Source organism: Allobosea sp. 05T438, assembly GCF_056396025.1.
This window is the reverse complement of the sequence record NZ_JBFTKQ010000006.1, coordinates 253980-275795: the sequence shown is the minus strand read 5'-3', so window position 1 is coordinate 275795 and position 21816 is coordinate 253980. Positions and strand designations below refer to the sequence as shown.

At 66.5% G+C, this 21816-nt stretch carries 15 protein-coding genes; 8 read left to right on the top strand and 7 right to left on the bottom strand.

From position 1 onward, the window contains the following. The first annotated feature begins 10 nt into the window (after positions 1-10). The 3 genes from AC1DIN_RS15480 to pcaG are packed head-to-tail and all read left to right on the top strand — an operon-like array spanning position 11 to position 3377. Entirely contained in the window at positions 11-1918 is a 1908-nt protein-coding gene (locus AC1DIN_RS15480; RefSeq protein ID WP_441471063.1) for a bifunctional sugar phosphate isomerase/epimerase/4-hydroxyphenylpyruvate dioxygenase family protein, read from the top strand. A 39-nt stretch (positions 1919-1957) separates the two neighbouring features. Next, positions 1958-2677 (top strand): protocatechuate 3,4-dioxygenase subunit beta, encoded by a 720-nt coding sequence (gene pcaH, locus AC1DIN_RS15475; RefSeq protein WP_476767054.1) that lies wholly within the window; start codon positions 1958-1960, stop codon positions 2675-2677. Continuing rightward, entirely contained in the window at positions 2661-3377 is a 717-nt protein-coding gene (gene pcaG / locus AC1DIN_RS15470; RefSeq protein ID WP_476810409.1) for a protocatechuate 3,4-dioxygenase subunit alpha, read from the top strand. Before pcaH ends, pcaG begins: the two co-directional genes overlap by 17 nt. Before the next feature lie 154 nt (positions 3378-3531). On the opposite strand, the gene mfd is transcribed toward pcaG, so the two are convergent. Together mfd and AC1DIN_RS15460 are read right to left on the bottom strand one after the other, a co-directional pair. Then, positions 3532-7080 (bottom strand): transcription-repair coupling factor, encoded by a 3549-nt coding sequence (gene mfd, locus AC1DIN_RS15465; RefSeq protein ID WP_476810408.1) that lies wholly within the window; start codon positions 7078-7080, stop codon positions 3532-3534. A gap of 175 nt (positions 7081-7255) precedes the next feature. Next, positions 7256-7552: an FAD assembly factor SdhE gene (locus AC1DIN_RS15460; protein WP_476810407.1), complete on the bottom strand. Its 297-nt coding sequence runs from the start codon at positions 7550-7552 to the stop codon at positions 7256-7258. Positions 7553-7739: 187 nt separating this feature from the next. Here AC1DIN_RS15460 and recG point away from each other — a divergent pair, with 187 nt between their 5' ends. Further along, a complete protein-coding gene (gene recG / locus AC1DIN_RS15455) occupies positions 7740-9839 on the top strand; it encodes an ATP-dependent DNA helicase RecG (protein WP_476810406.1) in 2100 nt (699 codons plus the stop codon). Positions 9840-9942: 103 nt separating this feature from the next. After that, positions 9943-10857 (top strand): AraC family transcriptional regulator, encoded by a 915-nt coding sequence (locus AC1DIN_RS15450; RefSeq protein WP_476810405.1) that lies wholly within the window; start codon positions 9943-9945, stop codon positions 10855-10857. Here the strand turns inward: AC1DIN_RS15450 and AC1DIN_RS15445 are convergent. Continuing rightward, the gene (locus AC1DIN_RS15445) at positions 10847-11563 is read right to left on the bottom strand and encodes a DUF502 domain-containing protein (RefSeq protein WP_476810404.1); all 717 of its coding nucleotides are present in this window, start codon (positions 11561-11563) and stop codon (positions 10847-10849) included. The two genes, AC1DIN_RS15450 and AC1DIN_RS15445, sit on opposite strands and share 11 nt — an antisense overlap. Positions 11564-11691: 128 nt before the next feature. On the opposite strand from AC1DIN_RS15445, the gene AC1DIN_RS15440 reads away from it, so the two are divergent. Continuing rightward, complete coding sequence (locus AC1DIN_RS15440; RefSeq protein ID WP_441471055.1) at positions 11692-12078, top strand: YbaN family protein; 387 nt, start codon at positions 11692-11694, stop codon at positions 12076-12078. A gap of 99 nt (positions 12079-12177) precedes the next feature. Here the strand turns inward: AC1DIN_RS15440 and glmS are convergent, their stop codons facing one another. Both glmS and glmU read right to left on the bottom strand, forming a co-directional pair. Continuing rightward, a complete protein-coding gene (gene glmS / locus AC1DIN_RS15435; RefSeq protein ID WP_476810403.1) occupies positions 12178-14004 on the bottom strand; it encodes a glutamine--fructose-6-phosphate transaminase (isomerizing) in 1827 nt (608 codons plus the stop codon). Between the two features lie 121 nt (positions 14005-14125). Further along, a complete protein-coding gene (gene glmU / locus AC1DIN_RS15430; RefSeq protein WP_476810430.1) occupies positions 14126-15493 on the bottom strand; it encodes a bifunctional UDP-N-acetylglucosamine diphosphorylase/glucosamine-1-phosphate N-acetyltransferase GlmU in 1368 nt (455 codons plus the stop codon). 310 nt (positions 15494-15803) lie between these two features. On the opposite strand from glmU, the gene AC1DIN_RS15425 reads away from it, so the two are divergent. Together AC1DIN_RS15425 and mdoH are read left to right on the top strand one after the other, a co-directional pair. Then, positions 15804-17363: an OpgD/OpgG family glucan biosynthesis protein gene (locus AC1DIN_RS15425; RefSeq protein WP_476810402.1), complete on the top strand. Its 1560-nt coding sequence runs from the start codon at positions 15804-15806 to the stop codon at positions 17361-17363. Then, positions 17351-19534, top strand: coding sequence for a glucans biosynthesis glucosyltransferase MdoH (mdoH, locus tag AC1DIN_RS15420; RefSeq protein ID WP_476810429.1), 2184 nt, complete (start codon positions 17351-17353; stop codon positions 19532-19534). Before AC1DIN_RS15425 ends, mdoH begins: the two co-directional genes overlap by 13 nt. 64 nt (positions 19535-19598) lie before the next feature. On the opposite strand, the gene AC1DIN_RS15415 is transcribed toward mdoH, so the two are convergent. Both AC1DIN_RS15415 and AC1DIN_RS15410 read right to left on the bottom strand, forming a co-directional pair. Further along, positions 19599-20480, bottom strand: coding sequence for a VOC family protein (locus AC1DIN_RS15415; RefSeq protein WP_476810401.1), 882 nt, complete (start codon positions 20478-20480; stop codon positions 19599-19601). Positions 20481-20645: 165 nt separating this feature from the next. Continuing rightward, positions 20646-21815, bottom strand: a complete 1170-nt coding sequence (locus AC1DIN_RS15410; protein ID WP_476810400.1) for a glutathionylspermidine synthase family protein — start codon at positions 21813-21815, stop codon at positions 20646-20648. Position 21816: the final 1 nt, after the last annotated feature.

The window sequence follows — 21816 nt, the reverse complement described above, 5'->3', positions numbered from 1 at the left end:
GGAGGCATCCATGATTCCATCGATCGCCACCGTCTGCGTTTCCGGCACGCTCCAGGAAAAGCTCGAGGCCATCGCCGCCGCCGGCTTCACCGCAGTCGAGATCTTCGAGAACGATCTGATCGCCTTCCCCGGCTCCCCGGCTGAAGTCCGGCGCATCTGCGGTGACCTTGGCCTGACGATCGTGACTTGCCAGCCCTTCCGCGATTTCGAGGGCATGCCGGAGGGCCGCCGCCAGCGCGTTTTCGACCGTGCGGAACGCAAATTCGATCTGCTGCAGGAACTGGGGACAGACCTGCTCTTCGTCTGCTCCAGTGTCTCGCCGGAAGCCTTGTCGGGCATTGATCGACTGGCTGCCGATTTCATTGAACTCGGCGAGCGGGCCGGCCGGCGAGGCTTGCGCGTCGGCTATGAAGCATTGGCCTGGGGCCGGCATGTCTTCGACTATCGCGACGCCTGGGAGATCGTGCGCCGCGCCAACCGGCCGGAAGTCGGGATCGTGCTGGATTCCTTCCATATCCTGGCGCGCGGGCTCGACCTTTCGGCCATCGGCACCATCCCGCGCGACAAGATCGCGATGGTGCAGATGGCCGATGCGCCGCTGCTGCAGATGGATCCGCTCTCATGGAGCCGCCACTGGCGCTGCCTGCCGGGACAGGGCGACCTGAACCTTTCCGGGTTCATGCGCGCGCTGGTCTCGACCGGCTATGACGGCGTGCTCTCGCTGGAAATCTTCAACGACCGCTTCCGCGCCGGCTCAGCCCGTTCCGTCGCGCTCGACGGGCACCGCTCGCTGATCTGGCTGCTCGACGAAACCGCCCGGCAGATCGGCAAACCCGTGCCCGGCGCGGTGCCGATGCCGCCGCCGGCCCCGGTCGAGGCGGTGGAGTTCATCGAGTTCGCTGTGTCGGAAGCGGAGCGGCCGGGCTTCGAGAGGCTGCTGCGTGCGCTTGGCTTTGCTCGTTCCGGCGCGCATCGCTCCAAGGACGTCGATCTCTGGAGACAGGGCGATATCCGCATCGTGCTGAACAGCGAGGCCGACGGTTTCGCCCATAGCTATCAGATCACCCACGGCACTTCGGTCTGCGCGCTGGCCCTGCGCGTGCCGGATGCGCAGGCCGCGATCGCCCGCGCCAAGGCGATGCTCGACGTGCCGCATGCCGGCGCGGTCGGCCCCGGCGAGCTCGACATCCCGGCTGTGCGCGGGCTCGGCGGCAGCCTTGTCTATTTCCTCGACCACGCCTCGGCGCTCGGGCGCTGGGCGGAAGTCGATTTCGAGGCGACCGGGGAAGCAGGAAGCGATGCCGGGCTGACCGGCGTCGACCATGTCTCGCAGAGCATGCAGTACGAGGAGATGTTGACCTGGCTGCTGTTCTACTCCTCGCTGTTCGAGACGAAGAAGGCGCCGAGCCAGGCCGTGCTCGATCCCGGCGGCGTGGTCCAGAGCCAGGTCATCGAGAGCGGCCTCGACGGCCGGAACGGCCATGGGCTGCGGCTCATCCTGAACGGCTCGCAGAGCCACCGCACGCTGTCGGCCCGCTTCATCACCGATTTCTTCGGCTCGGGCGTGCAGCACATCGCCTTCGCGACGGACGACATCGCTGCGACGGTCGAGCGGCTGATGGCGAATGGCGTCGCCATGCTGCCCATCCCGGAGAACTACTATGACGACCTCGAGGCTCGCTCCGATCTGACGGCTGAGGAGATCGACGCGATGAAGGCGCTGAACATCCTCCATGACAGCGACGCCTCGGGCAGCTTCCGGCAGGCCTATACGCAGACGCTGGATGGTGGTCTGTTCTTCGAAATCGTCCAGCGCGATGGCTATGCCGGCTATGGTGCTGCCAATGCCGGCATCCGCCTGACCGCACAATCCAGGCTCGCGCGCCCGATCACCATTCCCGCGCCGAGCCATGGCTGAAGGGAGACGCGTCGCCATGCCCGTGAAAGCCCCCTCGCCATGAGCCGTCTGATTCTTCCCTATGCGGCACCGGACCAGGGCCAGCCGAGCTCGCTTCATCCGGACTATCGTTCGACGGTCGCGCGCAGCCCGCGTCATCAGCCGATCATGATTCCGCAGACGCTGACCGAAGTGACCGGCCCGAGCGACTGGTCCCGGCTGATGGGGCCGGCCATGTCCGACCTCACCGCCCAGCACAAGGGCGAACCGCAGGGCCAGCGCATCGTCGTCACCGGCCGCGTGCTCGACGAGGACGGCCGGCCCGTGCCGAACACCGTCGTCGAGATCTGGCAGGCCAACGCCGCCGGCCGCTACATCCACGCCAAGGACGACTGGCCGGCTCCGCTCGATCCGAATTTCACCGGCGTCGGCCGCGTCATCACCGACGCCGAGGGCCGCTACCGCTATGTCACGATCCGGCCCGGCGCCTATCCCTGGGGCAACCACAAGAACGCCTGGCGCCCGGCCCATATCCACCTCTCGCTGCTGGGGCCGGCCTTCGCGACTCGGCTGGTCACGCAGATGTATTTCCCCGACGACCCGCTGATCGAGATCGATCCGATCGCCAACGCCGTGCCGATGCCCTATCGCCAGCGCATGGTTTCGCGCTTCGACATCGGCACCACCGTGCCGAACTGGGCGCTGGGCTATGTCTTCGACATCGTGCTCAAGGGCCGCGACCAGACGCCGTTCGAGGACGACCATGACGACGACCACTGATTCGGCGAGCGGGGATCTGGAAACCCGCAACGCAGCGCCGCGGCAGGACAGCCAGGATGCGTCGATCTTCGGCCAGACGCCGTGGCAGACGGTCGGCCCCTATTTCCATTACGGTCTGCCCTGGAAGGGCGGCGCCGATCTCGTCGGCGTGTCCGATATGGGCGCCCGCCCCGACCTGATGCCGCCGGAGCATTTCCTGCTCTCGGGCTCGAATGTCTCAGGTCAACCCGAGGGCGAAGTCATCGCGCTCGCCGGCTGCGTCTACGATGCCGACGGCAAGCCGATCGAGGACGCGATGATCGAGATCTGGCAGGCCAATGCGAACGGCCGCTATGCCAGCCCGGACGACGATCGCGCGGATGTGGCGCTCGACCAGCATTTCGTCGGCTTCGGCCGCGCCTCGACAGACAAGGAAGGCGTCTACCGCTTCCGCACGATCCGCCCCGGCCGCGTGCCCGGCCCCGGCAACAGCCTGCAGGCGCCGCATATCGCGCTCTCGGTCTTCGGCCGCGGCCTGCTGAAGCGGTTGCCGACCAGGCTCTATTTCGCCGATGGCGAGGGCAACGAGACCGACCCGATCCTCGCCCTCGTGCCCGAGGCGCGCCGCCACACGCTGATCGCCCAGCGCAAGCCGGACGGGACCTGGTGGCTCGACATCAACCTCGCCGGCGAGAACGAGACGGTGTTCTTCGATATGTAGAGGCGAGCGGGCACAGAGTGGCTGGCGTTCACGCAGCCGTCATGCTCGGGCTTGACCCGAGCATCTCAGGACGAGAACGCGCCCATTCCTGCCAGAGATTCTCGGGTCTTCGCTTCGCTCCGCCCGAGAATGACGGACTTCATGAGGCGCCCTCTCAGGCCGCCTTCTTCCGCTCGGCGATCCGCGCGAGATCGGTCAGCAGCCGGCGCGTTGCCTTCAGGCGCTGCTCGACTGACTCGAAATCGTCGATGAAGACGACGCGCATGTCAGGGCGGACCTTCGCCAGCGTGCCCTGCTTGGCGACGTAGCTCACCAGCCCTTCCGGATTGGCGAATTCGTTGTTGCGGAAGGCGACGATGATGCCCTTCGGCCCGGCCTCGACCTTCTCGACATTGGCGCGCTTGCAGAGCGCCTTGATCGCGACGATCTCCAGGAGCTGGTTGACCTCCTCCGGGAGCGGGCCGAAGCGGTCGACCAATTCGGCGCCGAATGATTGCAACTCGGCATCGTCGTCCATGGTCGAGAGGCGCTTGTAGAGGGTCAGCCTCAGCGTCAGATCGGCGACATAGTGCTCGGGGATCATGACGGGCGCGCCGACCTGGATCGCCGGCGACCATTGCGTCTCGGTCTCGAACTCGATGCCGGCCTTGAGCGCCGCCACCGCCTCTTCCAGCATCTGCTGATAGAGCTCGTAACCGACCTCCTTGATATGGCCGGACTGCTCGTCGCCCAGCAGGTTGCCGGCGCCGCGGATGTCGAGATCGTGGCTGGCGAGCTGGAAGCCGGCGCCGAGCGTATCGAGCGATTGCAGCACCTTGAGGCGCTTGTCGGCCTGCTCGGTCAGCTTGCGATTGGCCGGCACGGTGAAGAGCGCATAGGCGCGCGTCTTCGAGCGGCCGACCCGGCCCCGGAGCTGGTAGAGCTGGGCGAGGCCGAACATGTCGGCACGGTGGACGATCAGCGTATTCGCCGTGGGGATGTCGAGGCCCGACTCGACGATCGTGGTCGAGAGCAGGATGTCGTACTGGCCCTCATAGAAGGCCGTCATCACATCCTCGAGCGTGCCGGCCGCCATCTGGCCATGGGCGATGCCGACCTTGCACTCGGGCACCTGCTTGTCGAGGAAGTCCTTGACCTCGGCGATGTCCTCGATGCGCGGCACGACATAGAACGACCGCCCTCCCCGGTAACGCTCGCGCAGCAGCGCCTCGCGCACGATCAGCGGATCGAAGGGCGTGACGAAGGTGCGCACAGCGAGGCGATCGACCGGCGGCGTCGCGATGATCGAGAGCTCGCGCACGCCGGTCATGGCGAGCTGGAGCGTACGCGGGATCGGCGTCGCCGAGAGGGTCAGCATGTGCACCTCGGCGCGCAGTTCCTTCAGCTTCTCCTTATGGGCGACGCCGAAATGCTGCTCCTCGTCGACGATGACGAGGCCGAGATCCTTGAAGTCGACACCCTTGCCGAGCAGCGCATGCGTGCCGACGACGATGTCCATCGTGCCGTCCTTCGCGCCCTGCTTGACTGTCTTGAGATCGGCGCTGCCGACGAAGCGCGAGGCCTGCCCGACATTGACAGGTAAGCCGGCAAAACGATCCGCGAAATTGCGGTAGTGCTGGCGGGCGAGCAGCGTCGTCGGCACCACGACCGCGACCTGCTTGCCGTTCAGCGCGGTGGCAAAGGCGGCACGCAGCGCCACCTCCGTCTTGCCGAAACCGACATCGCCGCAGACCAGCCGATCCATCGGGCGCCCGGCCGCGAGATCGTCGAGCACGGCGTCGATGGTGTTCTGCTGGTCTTCCGTCTCCTCATAGGGGAAGCGGGCAATGAACTCGTCGTAGACGCCAGCCGGCGGCACGAGGCGCGGCGCCTCCTTGAGCGCGCGCGCCGCCGCGATCTGGATGAGCTTGCCGGCCATCTCGCGGATGCGCTGCTTGAGCTTGGCCTTGCGCGCCTGCCAGCCGCCGCCGCCGAGCCGGTCGAGCTGGACCTCGGTGTCTTCCGAGCCATAGCGCGACAGCAATTCGATGTTCTCGACCGGCAGGAAGAGCTTGGAATCGCCGGCATAGTGGATCTCGAGGCAGTCATGCGGCGCGCCGACGGCCGTGATCGACTTCAGCCCGATAAAGCGGCCGATGCCGTGATCGACATGGACGACGAGATCGCCCGGAGCGAGCGAGGAGAGCTCCGCAATGAAGTCCTGCGGCCGGCGCGTCTTGCGCCGCGGGCGGACAAGGCGATCGCCGAGAATGTCCTGCTCGCCGACGACGGCGAGGCGCCCGGCCTCGAAACCAGTCTCGAAGCCCCAGACCGCGAGCGCGACCGTGCCGGGCTTGAGGTCGAAGGCGGCCCGCAGCGAGCCGGTCATCTGGACGCTCTTCAACCCATGGTCCTCGAGGACATGGGCAAGGCGCTCGCGCGAGCCTTCCGACCATCCGGCAAGGATGACGCGCTTGCCGTCGGCTTCGAGCGCACGGACATGGGCGACGGCGGCTTCGAAGACGCTGCCGGAATCGCCGGCGCGCTCGGCCGCGAAGCTGCGGCCCTGCTTGCCGCCGAGATCGAGGACGAGCTTGCCTTCGCTGTCGGGCAGCTGGAACGGGGTCAGGCTGGCGACGCCGGAGACATCGATCACGCCGCGCCAGTCGGCCGGCGAAAGATAGAGCGCGTTCGGAGGCAGCGGCTTGTAGGGAATGCCCCCGGCCCCGCCCTGGTCGAGCGCTGCCTTTCGGGCGTCGTAATAATCCTTGATCAGGCTGATGCGTTCGCCGACGGCGTCCTCGGCCTGATGGTCGAGCACCACAGGCACGTCCGGCAGATAGGTGAAGAGCGTATCCAGATTCTCGGCGAGCAGGGGCAGCCAGTGCTCCAGCCCGGCCGGGCGGCGGCCTTCGCTCACTGCCTCGTAGAGCGTGTCGTCGCGGCCGGGCGTGCCGAAGGTCGAGATGTAGGATTGGCGGAAGCGGCGGATGCTTTCGCTCGTCATCTGCGCTTCGGACATCGGTACGAGGTCGAGCCCGCGCAACTGCCCGGTCGTGCGCTGCGTCTCAGGATCGAAGGTGCGGATCGATTCCAGCGTATCGCCGAAGAAGTCGAGCCGGATCGGTGCCGGCATGCCCGGCGGGAAGAGATCGACGATGCCGCCGCGCACAGCGAACTCGCCGGTCTCGCGCACGGTCGAGGTGCGCAGATAGCCGTTTATGTCGAGCCAGCGCGCCAGTTCCTCGATGTCGACCATGTTGCCGGGCGCGGCCGAGAAGCTTTCGGAGGCGACCTTGCCGAAAGCGGGCACGCGCTGGAGCGCGGCGTTGACGGTCGTCAGCAGCAGGCGCGGCCGGTCGCCCGACTTCGTCTTGGCAAGACGCGACAGCGTCGTCATCCGATGCGCGACGATGGCAGGGGCCGGCGAGACGCGATCATAGGGCTGGCAGTCCCAGGCCGGGAAGCTCATCACCTCCAGATCGGGCGCCACGAACTGCAGCGCGTTCTCCAGCACCTGCAGGCGCTGACCGTCGCGGGCGACGAAGACGAGCATCGCCGCCCCCTCGGCCTTCTTGGCGCGGGCGCGGGTGAGATCGGCGAGGACGACGGCGTCGAAACCATCGGGCACGCCGGCGAGTGTCGGCTTGTCGCCGCGGTTCAGCGCATCGAGGATGCGGTCGAGCTGCGGTTTGGCGATCTGGCTGGGAGGAGGAATGCTCATCGGTATCTTGATCGTTTCAGTACGCCGTTGGGAGACTTGCGCCGTCATCCCGGACAAGCGGCGAAGCCGCGCCGATCCGGGATCCATGCCAGAGCGCTAAACGGCGATGCTCAGGCATGGATCCCGGGTCTTCGCTTCGCTGCGCCCGGGATGACGGCGCGTAAGTCATAGTCGGCTACACATGGATCGGCTTGTCGTGTTGGTGAAACGCCCTCAGCCGCCGGAACAGTTCCGTGTCGTAATTCGCCGGCACGGGCGCCTCGCCGGTCACCCAGCTCAGCAGGTCCCGGTCCAGCACCTCGATCAGGCGCTCGAACTCATCGAGCTCGGCATCGCTGAAGCCGGCGATCGCGTCGTCGGCGAAGCGGCCCATGATCAGGTCCATCTCGCGCATGCCGCGATGCCAGGCGCGGAACAGGATCTTGCGGCGGCGGGGGTCGAGATCGGCGCTGGAGCGGGTCGAACCGGACATGGGAACCTCGGGCAAGAAGACTTCAGGCTCGAAACTTCAGGCCTGAAAACCTGGGGAATTGCGCAATGACAAATGGGCCGGCCCCGTCGCGGAGCCTGCCTGAGCAGGTTATATAGCGACGCAACCCGGCGAAGTCAGCGGCCAAGCCGCCGCGATCTTCGCGCTCCTGACAGATTCGCGAGACGATTTGCGCCCTTCGATCCTCGATCCGCTGTTCGCTCCCGCCACGACGCTCTCCGGCGTCGGGCCGAAACTCGGCAAGGTTCTGGATCGTTTCCTCCGCGACGAGACGCAGACCGCCCGCGTGGTCGACCTGATGTTCCACCTGCCGACTGGCGCAGTCGATCGCCGGCCGAGCGCTTCGATCGCCGATGCGCCCATCGGCGACATCGCGACCTTCACCGCGCGCGTCAGCGAGCATCGCGCGGCCCCGGCCGGCAAGAAGGCACCCTATCGCGTGATCGTCGAGGACGAGACCGGGGACGTCACCCTCGTCTTCTTCCACGCCGATTCCCGCCATCTGGCGCAGAATCTGCCGATCGGCGCCTACCGGATCATCTCGGGCAAGCTCGAACTTTGGGAAGGCATGCGCCAGATGGTGCATCCCGAGCGCATCCTCGATCCCAAGCTCGCGGCCACCCTGCCCGCCTTCGAGCCGGTCTATCCGCTGACCGAAGGCATCGGCGGGCGAGTGATGATGCGGATCGCACAGGCTGCCGCCGAACGCTGCCCGGATATGCCCGAATGGCAGGATGGCGGGTTCCAGGCCAAGAACAGCTTCCCCTCCTTTCGGGAGGCGGTCGAAGCGCTGCACCACCCGGCCGATCGCAAGGCGGCCGAGGGCGACACGGTCGCGCGCCGCCGGATCGGCTATGACGAGCTGCTGGCGAGCCAGATCGCGCTCGCCCTCGTGCGCCGCCAGCAGAAGAAGATCGCAGGACGCGCCACCAGCGGGGATGGAGGCCTGCGCTGGCGCATCCAGTCCGCCCTGCCCTTCGAACTGACCGAGGGCCAGCGCAAGGCCATCGCCGACATCCATTCCGACATGGCCAAGCCCGAACGGATGCTGCGGCTGCTGCAGGGCGATGTCGGCTCGGGCAAGACGGTGGTCGCGCTGATGGCGATGGCCGCCGCCGCCGAGGCCGGCCGGCAGTCGGTGCTGATGGCGCCGACGGAAATCCTCGCCCGCCAGCATGCCGAGAGGCTGGCGCCGCTGGCCGAGAAGGCCGGGTTGAAGCTTGCTTTGCTGACGGGGCGCGAGAAAGGTGCCGGTCGGCGGCAGGTGCTGGAAGGCTTGGCGAACGGCTCGATCGACATCGCCGTCGGCACCCACGCCCTGTTTCAGGAAGACGTCGCCTTCCATGATCTGGCGCTGGCCGTGGTCGACGAGCAGCACCGCTTCGGCGTGCATCAGCGCCTGCTCCTCGGCTCCAAAGGCGAAGCGGTCGACGTGCTGGTGATGACCGCGACGCCGATCCCGCGCACGCTGGCTCTGACCTGGTTCGGCGATATGGATGTCTCGATCCTCTCCGAGAAGCCGGCGGGCCGGAAGCCGATCGTCACCCGCGCCATCTCGTCCGAGCGTTATGACGAGGTCGTCGGCGCCATCGGCCGGGCCGTCGAAGCCAGCCAGCAGGTCTATTGGGTCTGCCCGCTCGTGCAGGAATCCGATACGCTCGACGTTGCCGCGGCGCAGGAGCGCTATGAGGCTCTGCGCGAGATCTTCGGTGCCAAGGTCGGGCTGCTGCATGGCCAGATGCCCGGACGCGAGAAGGACGCCGCGATGGCCGCTTTCGTCGCCGGCGAAACGCGCATCCTCGTCTCGACGACGGTGATCGAGGTCGGCGTGGACGTGCCCAACGCCAGCGTCATGGTGATCGAGCACGCCGAGCGTTTCGGCCTCGCCCAGTTGCACCAGTTGCGCGGGCGCATCGGGCGCGGCTCGGCTGCTTCGACCTGCCTCCTGCTCTACAAGGGACCGCTCGGGCCGATCGCAGAAGCGCGACTGACCATCATGCGCGAGACCGAGGACGGTTTCCGCATTGCCGAGGAGGATTTGCGTCTGCGCGGCGAAGGCGAAGTGCTCGGCACCAAGCAGTCCGGCTCGCCGGACTGGCGCATCGCCCGGCCGGAGATTGACGGCGATCTGCTGGCCGCTGCCCGCGATGATGCGCGGCTATTGATCGAGCGCGATCCGCAACTGGAGACGCCGCGCGGGCAGGCCGTGCGGGCGCTGCTCTATCTGTTCGAGCGCGACGTCGCGATCCGGCTGCTGCGGGCGGGTTGAGAGAGAGAACCTTGCCGTCATTCTCGGGCGAAGCGACGCGCAGACCCGAGAATCTCGTGACGAGAAGACACTGGTTTCCGAGATGCTCGGGTCAGGCCCGAGCATGACGACCGGCCCCACAGCAATCCTGATCAAGCGCGGCCGTCTTGCCGGCGCCATGGTGCCGGCGCTTCGTGGAGAGAGCATGGACCCGGTCAAGACAGCCATCTGGTGCATCGAGAGCCGCTTCGCCTCCGAGCTTTCGCTCGATGAGATCGCGGAGGTCAGCGGGGTCTCGCGCTTCCATCTCAGTCGCGCCTTCGGCGTGGCGACCGGCCGCTCGGTGATGCGCTATGTGCGCGAGCGCCGGCTGTCGGAGGCGGCACGCCAGCTCGCTGATGGGGCGCCCGACATCCTCTCGGTCGCGCTCGACTGGGGCTATGGCTCCCACGAAGCCTTCACCCGCGCCTTTCGCGAGCAGTTCKGCATCACGCCCGAAGAGCTGCGCGCCCGGCGCGACTTGTCCTCGCTCACCCTCGTGGAGCCCCTATCCATGCACGACATCGCCCCCGCCCCTATCGCCGAACCACGCATCGTCACCAACAAGCCATTATTGATTGCCGGGTTCAGCGGCCATTTCTCGATGGACAAGACGCAAGGAATTCCGCTGCTCTGGCAGAAGATCGCCCCGCATTTCGGCAATATCCCCGGCCAGCGCGGCTATGTCGCCTATGGTGCGAGCTATAATTGCGACGAACATGGCGCCTTCGACTACATCGCCGGGGCCGAGGTCTCGTCCTTCGGCGACCTGACCGACGAGTTCGCGCGGTTGAGCGTGCCGGAGCAGCTCTGCGCCGTCTTCGAGCACAGTGGCCACATCACAGGCATCGCGCAAACCTACAAGGCGATCTGGCAGGACTGGTTCCCGAAATCGGGACGCGAGCCCGAGATGGGCGTCACGTTGGAGCGGATGGATGAGCGCTTCGACGGCGCGACCGGCAACGGCACCGTCGAGATCTGGGTGCCGCTCAAGCGTTGACCGGGAGCTTCGCCTCCGGCTTCGGTTTGCCGTTCTGCTCGCCGGGCTGGATCAGCCCGGCCGACATGATCAGCTTGGCGCCGTCCTCGACCGTGATCGAGAGCTCGACGATCTCGCGACGCGGCAGGTAGAAGAAGAAGCCCGTGGTGGGGTTTGGCGTACAAGGCAGGAAAACGCCGATTTGCTCTTCGCTATCCGGCAGGCGCCCGGCGATTTCGGGCGCGGCCTCCTGCGCGATGAAGACGATCGACCACATGCCCGGCTGCGGGAACTGCACCATCCCCACCTTGCGGAAGGAGGTGCCCGACTGCGAGAAGATCGTTTCGAAAACCTGCTTCACCCCTTTGTAGAGGCTGCGGACCACCGGCATGCGGCCCAGGATCGCCTCGCCCGCGCGGATCAGCGAACGGCCGACCAGATTGGCAGTGAGGAAGCCGAGCAGCGTCAGCCCGACCAGTGCGATGACGAGGCCGAAGCCTGGCACCGGATAAGGCAGATAGGCATCGGGCAGATAGGAATTCGGGATGAGCGGCTTCACCAGCCCGTCGATGAAGTTGATGAACCACCAGGTCACCGAAGCGGTGATGGCGAGCGGCGCAGCGATGACGAGCCCGGTCAGGAAATAGCGGCGCAGCCGTGCGCCCCATGTCGGACGAAGGATCTCCGTCGGCAGAACGAAGCGCGGATCGGGCGGGCCGGCGGTCATCTCTCTCCCCAAGGCACCGGCGCGACCTCCCGCCTGCTTGCAGGCGCAGTCTCGCGCCGCGATATGACAAGATAAGCGAGGCGGAGATATCCGCCAGCCCCGCATTTCATGCAAGCAAGGATGAGGCCGTGAGCGACGATGACCAGCCGCGAAGCCGTTGGCCGCGGCCGCTTCTGTTCGCGGCTGGCTGGATCTTCACGGCGCTCGGCATCGTCGGGCTGATGTTGCCGGTGATGCCGGGCACGGTCTTCCTGATTCTCGCGGCCTGGTGCTTCTCGCGGTCCTCGCCGCGGTTCGAGGCCTGGCTGCTCGGCCATCCGAAGCTCGGCCCGCATGTCCTGCGCTGGCGCGAGACGGGCGCCATCGCCCGGCGGGCGAAATATCTCGCCTGCGGATCGATGGTGCTCAGCTTCGCGTTGCTGACGCAGACGAGCGCGCCACCGATCGCGCTGGCAACGACGGCGCTCTGCCTGATCGGCGCGGGCACCTATGTGGCGAGCAGGCCCGAAGCCTGACAAACCGCGTCATGCTCGGGCTTCACCCGAGCATCTCCGAAAAAGAGTTTCTCGGGTCTGCGCTTCGCTCCGCCGAGCATGACGGCAAGGCCGCCGGCCTCACTCCACGGTGACGGACTTCGCCAGATTGCGCGGCTGGTCGACATCCTTGCCCATGAAAACCGCCGTCTGATAGGCGATCATCTGGATCGGCAGGGCGTAGACGATCGGCGCGAAGGTCGGATCCATGTCCGGCATGATGATCGTCGCCTCGGGCTCGATGCCGCATTCGGCGGCGCCCTTTGCGTCGGTGATCAGGATGATGCGACCGCCGCGGGCAGCGACCTCCTGCATGTTGGAGGCGGTCTTCTCGAACAGCGCATCGTGCGGGGCTACGACGACGACCGGCATGTCCTCGTCGATCAGGGCGATCGGCCCATGCTTCAGCTCACCCGCCGGATAACCTTCCGCATGGATATAGCTGATTTCCTTCAGCTTCAGGGCCCCTTCCAGCGCAAGCGGGAAGCTGGTGCCGCGGCCCAGGTAGAGAACGTCCTTGGCCCTGGAGAGCTTGTGCGAGAGCTGCTCGATCTCCGGTTCCAGCGCGAGCGCCTTGGCGATCAGGCCGGGCAGCGCGATCAGATTCTGGACATGGCGTGCCTCGTCCTCGGCCGAGAGCGTCCCGCGGCCGCGCGCCGCGGCGAGAGCAAGGCAGGCAAGCGCAGTGAGCTGGCAGGTGAAGGCCTTGGTCGAGGCGACGCCGATCTCGGGGCCGGCCAGCGTCGGCGCGATCGCATCGCTTTCGCGGGCGATGGTCGAGGTCGGCACGTTCACGACGGAGAGAACGGTCTGCTTCTCCTGCTTCGCGTAGCGCAGACACGCCAGCGTGTCGGCCGTCTCGCCCGACTGGGAGACGAACAATGCCAGGCCATCGGCCGGCAGCGGCGGCTCGCGGTAGCGGAATTCGGAGGCGACATCGATCTCGACCGGCAGGCGGGCGAGCTTCTCGAACCAGTATTTCGCCGTCAGGCCGGCATAATAGGCGGTGCCGCAAGCGGAAATCGAGAGGCGCGACAGCTTCTTCCAGTCGACCTTATCCTGAAACGGCAGGCGCACCGCGCCGGCGGCCATGTCGAGATATTGTGTCAGCGTGTGGCCGACGACCTCCGGCTGCTCGTAGATTTCCTTCGCCATGAAGTGGCGGTGATTGCCCTTCTCGACCAGGAAGGCGCCCGCGGCGACGCGCTGGGCGCGGCGTACCACCTCTGCGCCAGCCTTGTCGTAGAAGGTCGCGCCACGGCGGTTGAGGACGACCCAGTCGCCTTCCTCCAGGTAGGCGATGAGGTTGGTGAAGGGCGCCAGCGCCAGCGCGTCGGAGCCGAGATACATCTCGCCGTCACCGACGCCGACCGCGAGCGGCGAGCCCTTGCGGGCACCGATCAGGAGATCTTCCTCGCCGCGGAACAGGAAGGCGAGCGCGAAGGCGCCGTGCAGCCGCGGCAGGCTTGCCGCGATGGCCTGGACCGGCGTCTTGCCGCGGTCGAGCTCGCGCGTGACGAGGTGGGCAATGACCTCGGTATCGGTCTCGGTCTCGAAGACGTAGCCGTCGGCCTGCAACTCGGCGCGCAGTTCGCGGAAGTTCTCGATGATGCCGTTGTGCACGACGGCGAGCCTTGGGGTCGCATGCGGATGCGCGTTGGTCTCGTTGGGCTTGCCGTGGGTCGCCCAGCGGGTGTGGCCGATGCCGATCAGCCCGTCGAGTGGTTCGCTCGACAGGCGAACCTCGAGATTCCTGAGCTTGCCTTCGGCGCGCCGGCGGACGAGCTGGCCGGCTTCCAGCGTCGCGACGCCAGCGGAATCATAGCCGCGATATTCGAGCCGCCGCAGCGCCTCGACGATCTGCGTCGCCACCGCTTCCTTGCCCAAAATCCCGACGATGCCGCACATGGGCGAACCCCTCGAACCGTTGCTGCTAGCGATACCGCTTAGCTGGAGAAGGCGCGGATGCCCAATCAATCTACATGACGAACTGTGAACAGCGGCCTGCAGGTTTTCCCGAGAAACCCGGCTATTCGGCCGCCTTCTTGGCGGCTTTCCGAGCCATTGCCTCTGCACGGAACGTTTTCGCCCAGCCTTCCTTCCCGAACTGCCGGCCGCGGCCGATGGCGAGCGCATCGGGGGCAACATCGCTGGTGATGACCGAGCCGGAGCCGATATAGGCACCTTCGCCGATCGTGACGGGCGCAACAAGCGAGGAGTTCGAGCCGACGAAGGCGTTCGCGCCGATCGTCGTCTTCGACTTGGTGAAGCCGTCATAGTTGCAGGTGATGGCGCCGGCGCCGATGTTGGCTGCCGCGCCGATCGTCGCGTCCCCGATATAGGTCAGATGGTTGACCTTGGCCCCGGGGCCGATATCCGCCGCCTTCACCTCGACGAAGTTGCCGACCTTGGACTTGTCCGCGAGCCTCGCGCCCGGCCGCAGACGGGCGAAGGGGCCGACATTTGCCCCCTCGCCGATGGTGGCCCCCTCCAGATGCGAGAAGGCATGGATCAAGGCACCGTCGGCGACGCGCACACCAGGTCCGAAAATCACATTGGGCTCGATCACGACGTCGCGGCCGATCTCGGTATCGACGCTGAAGAAGACCGTCTCCGGGGCGATCAGAGTCGCGCCGCCGAGCATGACCGTGTTGCGCTTGTGCCGCTGGAATTCCGCTTCTACAGCGGCCAACTGCACCCGGTCGTTGACGCCCTGGACTTCGCTCTCCGGCGCCTTCAGGACGACGGCATCCAGCCCGCGCGACCGCGCGATAGCCACCGCGTCGGTCAGGTAGAATTCACGCTGGCCGTTTTCGTCGTCGATCGCTTCGAGAATCGCCAGCGCATGCTCCCCGGCGAGCGCCATCAGGCCGGCATTGCAAAGCTTGATCTTGCGCTKCGCCGACGTCGCGTCCTTGTGCTCGATGATGGCCTCGAGCTTCCCGTCATGCTCGACAAGCCGGCCATAGCCGTTCGGGTCGCGCGCCTCGAAGCCGAGGACGGCGACCGCCGCCCCTCCTGCCAGTGCCCCGCGCAGGGCCATGAAGGTTTCCGGCCGGACGAGCGGCGTGTCGGCAAAGGCGACCAGGATCTCTCGGTGGCCGGCTTTCAGGGCTTCCTTCGCCGCCAGCACCGCATGGGCGGTTCCGCGCCGCTCGTGCTGCGTCGCGATCCATGCCGACGGAAGGAGTTTCAAGGTCTCCGCGCCGACCTCGGGGCGCTCGGACGAGATCACGACCGCAACGGAGTCCGCGCCGGCCTGTGAGACCGACGACAGGACATGGCCCAGCATGGAAAGACCGGCAACGGGATGAAGCACCTTCGGGGTCCGCGACTGCATGCGGGTGCCCTCGCCGGCCGCCAGAACGATCGCAAGGCAGGAGCGAGCCGGCTGCATTTCGGTCATCTTTGTCGTTTCCCCTGCGGGCATGATTAGATTTCTGCCCGCTCCTCACGGTCGCTTTCGCGCATGCTGGCGTTGCAGGCGGCGTGGATAGCCGATCCTTTCGGCTTTTGCCAAAGTCGAAATGGAAAAAAAGGGGCTCCCGAGAATGACCACCGTTCATCGATCATCATAGGTCGTTCCGGGATGCCCCTCCAGCGGGTTCGATCACCACTAATTTCCTGATCGGAACCGCTTTTCAGCCGAACTGGAAATGCTCTAGAAGCGCGGAGGGCGAGGGCGTCGTCCGCGCAGTTTGGAAAAGATGTCGAATCCCTTGAATCGCAGACAGTTTCTGGAGGGGGCGGCCGGCGGCGCGGCCCTGCTGTCTCTGGCCGCTCCGGCTGCGGCCCAGACGCCGACAGGCGCGGCCGCCTTCAACATTCCCGCTCTCGCCGATGGGCAGCGTTTCGACCCGGCCCTGGTGGTCGACGCTGCTCGCACATTGGCGCAGCGTCCGCTGATCCCCCTTGGGGCGTCCGACCTGCCTGAGGGGTATGCGACGCTGCCGGCGGATCAGTTCGCCGGGATTCGCACGCGTCCCGAGGCGACGATCTGGGCCGGAGAGAACCGTGGCTTCACGGTCGAGCCGCTGCATCGCGGTTTTGTGTTCTCCAATCCGGTCAGCCTGTTCACGGTCGAGGATGGCACGGTGCGCCGCGTTTCCTTCGATCGCGGCAAGTTCGACTATGGCCGCGTCACGCCCCCCCCGGCGAATGCCGACCTGCAGTTCTCCGGAATGCGGATCGCGGCCGGGCTCGAGCGGCCCTTCGAGGTCGCGATCTTCCAGGGTGCAACCTTCTTCCGTGCGCTGGCCCGCGGCCAGAATTTCGGTGCGATGTCGCGCGCGCTCATCCTGCGTCCGGGCGAGCAGCGCGGCGAGGAACTGCCCTTCTTCCGCGCCTTCTGGATCGAGCGCCCGAGCCCCGCCACCGGTTCGCTGGTGATCCACGGACTGCTCGATTCGGAGAGCGTGACCGGTGCGGCGCGGATGACGCTGCGCCCTGGCGACGTGACCTTCATCGACGTCGAGATGACTTTGTTCGCCCGTCAGGCGCTGGAGCATGTCGGCTTCGGCTGCATCAGCGCGACTTTCCTGTCCGGTCCGCAAAGCCGGCGTACCTTCGATGACCTCAGGCCGTCGATCGGTGAGGTTTCGGGCGTGCAGATGTGGTCGGGCGGCGGCGAATGGATCTACCGGCCGGTGAACAACCCCGCGACATTGCAGGTCTCCTCCTTCGTCGACGAGAACCCGAAGGGCTTCGGCCTGGTGCAGCGCGAGCGCGATCCCGCCGCGTTCCAGGACGACGACCAGCGCTTCGAACTCAGGCCGAGCGTCTGGAACGAACCTCTGGGCGATTGGGGCGCCGGCTCGGTCCAGCTGATCGAGATCCCCAGCGACTCCGAACCGAACAAGAACATCATCATGTACTGGCGGCCCCGGCAGCCGCTGGCCGCCGGCAGCGAGACCTCGATCAGCTATCGACAGGCCTGGTGCTGGCAGCCGCCCGAACGGCCGCCACTGGCGATTGCGACCCGCACCCGGCAGGGCAAGGGCTCGCAGGGCCGCCGCCGCCGCTTCATCGTCGAATTCACCGGCGACAAGCTTGGGGATGCGGCGCTGATCGCCTCGACGCGGGCGACGGTGACCGCGCAGCCCGGCGCGGTGCATGGCGTCCGGCTCTGGCCCTATCCCGAGCGCAAGATGATGCGTGTCGGGTTCGAGGTCGATCCGGGCACCGAAGCGCTCTCCGAGCTTAGGCTCGTCCTGCAATCCGGCGGCCAGCCCGTCTCGGAAACATGGTTGAATCGATGGACGTGGTGACCGCGCCCCGCCAGGAGATCGCGGAGACCGAGGCGCGCAGCTTCAATCCCGCCCGCGAGCCTGCGACTCCGCCCGAGGACCGGCTGATCATGCCGGTGCAGTCCTTCCGGAGCTGGAACTCCTCCGAGCGGCGCAAGCCCGCGGCACCGGCCAACTGGAAGACGCCCTGGCTCAAGCGCCTCTTCGTCTTCGGCGGCGGCTTCGCCCTCACGGCCTATGGCGCCTGGGAAATGTACAATGTCGTGTCGGTCAGCCGCACGACCTCGTTGCAGTACGCCTTGCTGGTGCTGTTCACGATCAACTTCTCGTGGATTGCCCTTGCCTTCACCAGCGCCCTGCTCGGCTTCTTCGGCGTGCTCTTCGGCGCCGGTCGCGCGGATCGGGCGGAAAGCCTGAAGCATCGCACCGTCGTGGTGATGCCGATCTACAACGAATCTTCGGCACGCATCTTCGCGGCGGTCGCCGCGATCCGCGAGTCGGTCGATGCGACCGGGCTCGGCGACCATTTCGACTACTTCATCGTCTCCGACACGACCAATCCGGATGTCTGGGTGGCCGAGGAGCGGGCGTTCCTGGCGCTGCGCGAGCGGCTCGGCCCCAATTCGCGCGTCTATTATCGCCACCGCCCGAAGAACCATCACCGCAAAGCCGGTAACATCGCTGATTTCGTCACGCGCTGGGGCGGCCTGTACGAGCACATGGTCGTGCTCGACGCCGACAGCCTGATGACCGGCACCTGCATCGTGCGCCTTGCCGCCGCGATGGAAGCCGATCCCGACGCCGGCATCATCCAATCGCTGCCGCTGATCATCAACCGCAACACTTTCTTCGCGCGGCTGCAGCAGTTCGCGGCCCGGGTCTACGGCCCGGTCATCGCAACCGGCCTTGCCATGTGGTCCGGCCGTGACGGCAACTACTGGGGCCACAACGCCATCATCCGGACGAAGGCCTTCGCCGATCATTGCGGCCTGCCCGATCTCAAGGGCAAGCCGCCCTTCGGTGGCCATGTGCTGAGCCATGACTTCGTCGAGGCGGCTCTGATCCGCCGCGCCGGCTGGTCGGTCTACATGCTGCCGGACCTCACGGGCTCCTACGAAGAGAGCCCGCCCTCGCTGATCGACATCTCGGTGCGCGACCGGCGCTGGTGCCAGGGCAATCTCCAGCATTCCCGCATCATGGGCGCGAAGGGCTTCGTGACGCCGACGCGCCAGCATTTCGCCACGGGCATCATGGGCTATCTCGCCTCGCCGCTCTGGCTGATGCAGCTGGTGGTCGGTATCCTGATCGTGCTGCAGGTCAACTACGCCAGGCCCGAGTACTTCACGCAGGAATTCACGCTCTTCCCGGTATGGCCGCGGTTCGACCCCGAACGCGCCTTGCGCCTGTTCGCGCTGACCATGGCGATCCTGCTGGCGCCGAAGCTGTTCGGCCTCCTGCTGACGCTGTTCAACAACAAGCTGCGGCGCGCCGGCGGCGGCGCGATCCGCCTGGTCGTCTCCGCCCTGATCGAAGTGCTGTTCTCGGCCTTCTTCGCGCCGATCATGATGCTGATCCAGTCAGGCTCGGTCTTCCAGATTCTGCTCGGGCGCGACACCGGCTGGAACCCGCAGCGCCGCGACGACGGCTCGATCCCGCTCAAGGACATCATTCGCCGCCACCGCACCCATACGGTGCTGGGTATCGTGACCGGCCTGTCGGCGTTCATGATCGCGACCTCGCTCTTCGCCTGGATGTCGCCGACGATCGTCGGCCTCGTGCTGGCGATTCCGCTGTCCTGGGCGTCCGGCCAGCTCGCGATCGGCCTCTGGCTCAAGCGGCACAAGCTTTTGATGACGCCGGAGGAAGGTGCTCCGCCGACGATCGCGCTGCGCGCCAACGAATTGCAGGCCGAGTTCGAGAGGGCAGGCTTCGACGATGCCGATGGCATCAGGGCGCTTCATGCCGATGCCGAGCTGCGCCACGCCCATGAGCTGATGCTGCCCTACGGCCAGTCGCGCCGGCGCGGCGAGATCGAGCCGGACCGGGCCGTGGCCCAGGCCAAGCTCGTCGATGCAGAGAGCGTCGAGGATGCGGCGATCTGGCTGAAGCCGAAGGAGCGCATGGTCGTGCTGCACGACCGCGCGCTGATCGGGCTGTTGGCGTCGCTGCCGCCCGTCGAAGCCAAGAGCTGAGGTCACGTCATTCCGGGACAAGCCCGGAATGACGGAGCTATTGCTGCTGCTTGGCGGCAGATGCTCAGATCTGCTCGAAGGCGATCATGCAGCCCATGGCATCCTCGGCCTGAACGAAGAGCCGTTCCTCGTTCTGCACGAAGGGGATCTCCGCCGCCGTCAGGCGCTCGGCCACGGCATCGAGGCTCGGTACTGCGACGCAGAAGCCGAGGAAGCGGGCCGGCGTCGTGTCCGGCTCGACCTGATAGGCGCCCAGTGCAGCCTCGGGATCGAGCACGTCGATGCGCCCTCGCGGCAAGGCGAGAACATAGTCCTCGTTGCCTTCCAGCACCTCGGCACCGCCGCTGAACGTGGTCAGGAAGCCGCGGTGGACGGACGGCTCCACGGCGAGCATCACGGCCGAGGTCAGCGCTGTCGCGCCGTTCGGATGCTGCTGGAACTCGGGATTCCAGAAGTTCTGCGGCTCGAGTTGCTGGCAGACGAAGAAGCCGCATTCAGGCGCGCGGGTATCGGCCGCAAAGGCCAGTTCGAAGGCGACCCGCACCGTGGAGCCGTCCGGCCGCTTGCCCTGACGCTCGAAGAAGAAAGGCTCGAAATCTCCGATGCCGGCAGCCTGGAACGCGGCCGCGTCGGCCTTGGCATTGGTGCTTTCCAGCACCAGCATCGAGAGCCCATCCCCCTGCCCGGCCAGCGCATCGCGAACGAAGGCGCCGAAGGAGAAGCGGCGTTCGCCATGCGGCGGGATCGCGTGCTGGTCGGCGATGGTGACGAGTTCGAGGAACGAGCCCGGGAACTGCACGATTCGGTTCTCGGTGCCCCATGGGTGGCGGTTGCGGGTGCCGACGCGGAAGCCGAGCTTCTCATAGAAGCGCCATGCGGCATCGAGATCGCGCACGCCGATGACGAGATGGTCGAGGCCGCGGGGCGTTGAGGCTGTGGCAGGCATGGCAGGCTCTTTCGACAGGCGTCAGGAACCCAAGGCTAGAGCATTTTCGGCCCGGTTTGAAACGTCATTGCGAGGAGCGCAGCGAAGCAATCCATGGGAACCGGGTCGAAGCCTATCACCCTGCCCTCCCGGATTGCTTCGCTGCGCTCGCGATGATTGCGAGGGCTACGGCTCGATGTAGTGCGGCAGGAAGCGCGATGTGTTCTTGGTGATCGGCGAGGCGTCTTCGCGCAGGCACAGCCCGCAGGCCTGCGAGGCGACGAGCCAGGAGCCGAGCACGGCATAGTTGCCGTCGGCCGAGAACAGATTGGTCGCCGCATCCTGCAGGATATGCCCCTCCGCGCCATAGGGACCGTCGTCGCTGTCGAGCACCTGGTCGCGCTCCATCAGCGTGACGTTGGCGCCCTCGCGCGAATAGAGCGGCTTGCGCACGCGGCGGGCCGACAGGGTCGCGCAGCGTGGATCGCCCTCGAAGAAGGCCGGCAGCAGGTTGGGATGACCGGGCTCCATCTCCCAGAGGCAGGCGAGCAGCCCCTTGTTGGAGAGAAGCGCCTTCCAGGGCGGCTCGATGAACTGGCACCGCGAGCCAGCCAGCGCCTCGCCGTAGCTCTCCCGGAACAGCCATTCCCAAGGGTACAGCTTGAAAAGCGTCTCGATCGGCTGGTTGGCGCCGTCGCAGAAGCGTCCATCTGTGAGCAGGCCGATCTCCTCGATATAGGTGAAGCGCACATCAAGGCCGGCCTGAATGGCGCAATCGGTGAGATAGTCGACCGTGCCCTTGTCCTCGACGCTGCCATGAACACAGGTCAGATGCAGACGATAGGGCCAAGGTTCGCGCAGCGCCGCGAAGGCGGCGATCAGGCGTTCATGCAGCGAATTGAACTGATCGGCGCCAGCCGGGATCGCGCCGCGGGCCATCGCATGCTCGAGCCAGTCCCACTGCACGACACTCGATTCGAACAGGGCCGTCGGCGTATCGGCATTGTATTCGAGCAGCTTGGCGGGGCCCCGCCCGTCATAGGCGAGATCGAGCCGGCCATAGAGGTTGCGCTGGCCGTGCTGCCAGCTCTTGCGGATATAGTCCCAGTGCTCGGCCGGAATGGCGAGGCGGGTCAGGGTTTCTTCGCTCCCCAGCGCCTTCTCGATGAAGGCGAAGCAGAGCTGCTCGATCGCCTCGGTCGGGGCCTCGATGTCGCGCTCGATCTCCTCGATGGTGAAGGCGTAGGTCGCGGTTTCGTCCCAATAGGTCTCGCCGTCGATGGTGTGGAAGGCGAAGCCCAGCCGCTCGACCTGTTCGGTCCAGCCCGGGCGCGGTGCGAGGGGGACGCGGCGCATC

What these genes read in the sequence shown, in the direction of transcription:
- pcaH (WP_476767054.1), top strand. Translation starts at nt 1,958, where the DNA reads ATGAGCCGTCTGATTCTTCCCTATGCGGCACCGGACCAGGGCCAGCCG.
- AC1DIN_RS15480 (WP_441471063.1), top strand. Translation starts at nt 11, where the DNA reads ATGATTCCATCGATCGCCACCGTCTGCGTTTCCGGCACGCTCCAGGAA.
- AC1DIN_RS15445 (WP_476810404.1), bottom strand. Translation starts at nt 11,563, where the DNA reads ATGACCGCCGGCCCGCCCGATCCGCGCTTCGTTCTGCCGACGGAGATC.
- mfd (WP_476810408.1), bottom strand. Translation starts at nt 7,080, where the DNA reads ATGAGCATTCCTCCTCCCAGCCAGATCGCCAAACCGCAGCTCGACCGC.
- AC1DIN_RS15425 (WP_476810402.1), top strand. Translation starts at nt 15,804, where the DNA reads ATGTCGAATCCCTTGAATCGCAGACAGTTTCTGGAGGGGGCGGCCGGC.
- glmS (WP_476810403.1), bottom strand. Translation starts at nt 14,004, where the DNA reads ATGTGCGGCATCGTCGGGATTTTGGGCAAGGAAGCGGTGGCGACGCAG.
- AC1DIN_RS15410 (WP_476810400.1), bottom strand. Translation starts at nt 21,815, where the DNA reads ATGCGCCGCGTCCCCCTCGCACCGCGCCCGGGCTGGACCGAACAGGTC.
- AC1DIN_RS15415 (WP_476810401.1), bottom strand. Translation starts at nt 20,480, where the DNA reads ATGCCTGCCACAGCCTCAACGCCCCGCGGCCTCGACCATCTCGTCATC.
- pcaG (WP_476810409.1), top strand. Translation starts at nt 2,661, where the DNA reads ATGACGACGACCACTGATTCGGCGAGCGGGGATCTGGAAACCCGCAAC.
- AC1DIN_RS15460 (WP_476810407.1), bottom strand. Translation starts at nt 7,552, where the DNA reads ATGTCCGGTTCGACCCGCTCCAGCGCCGATCTCGACCCCCGCCGCCGC.
- mdoH (WP_476810429.1), top strand. Translation starts at nt 17,351, where the DNA reads ATGGACGTGGTGACCGCGCCCCGCCAGGAGATCGCGGAGACCGAGGCG.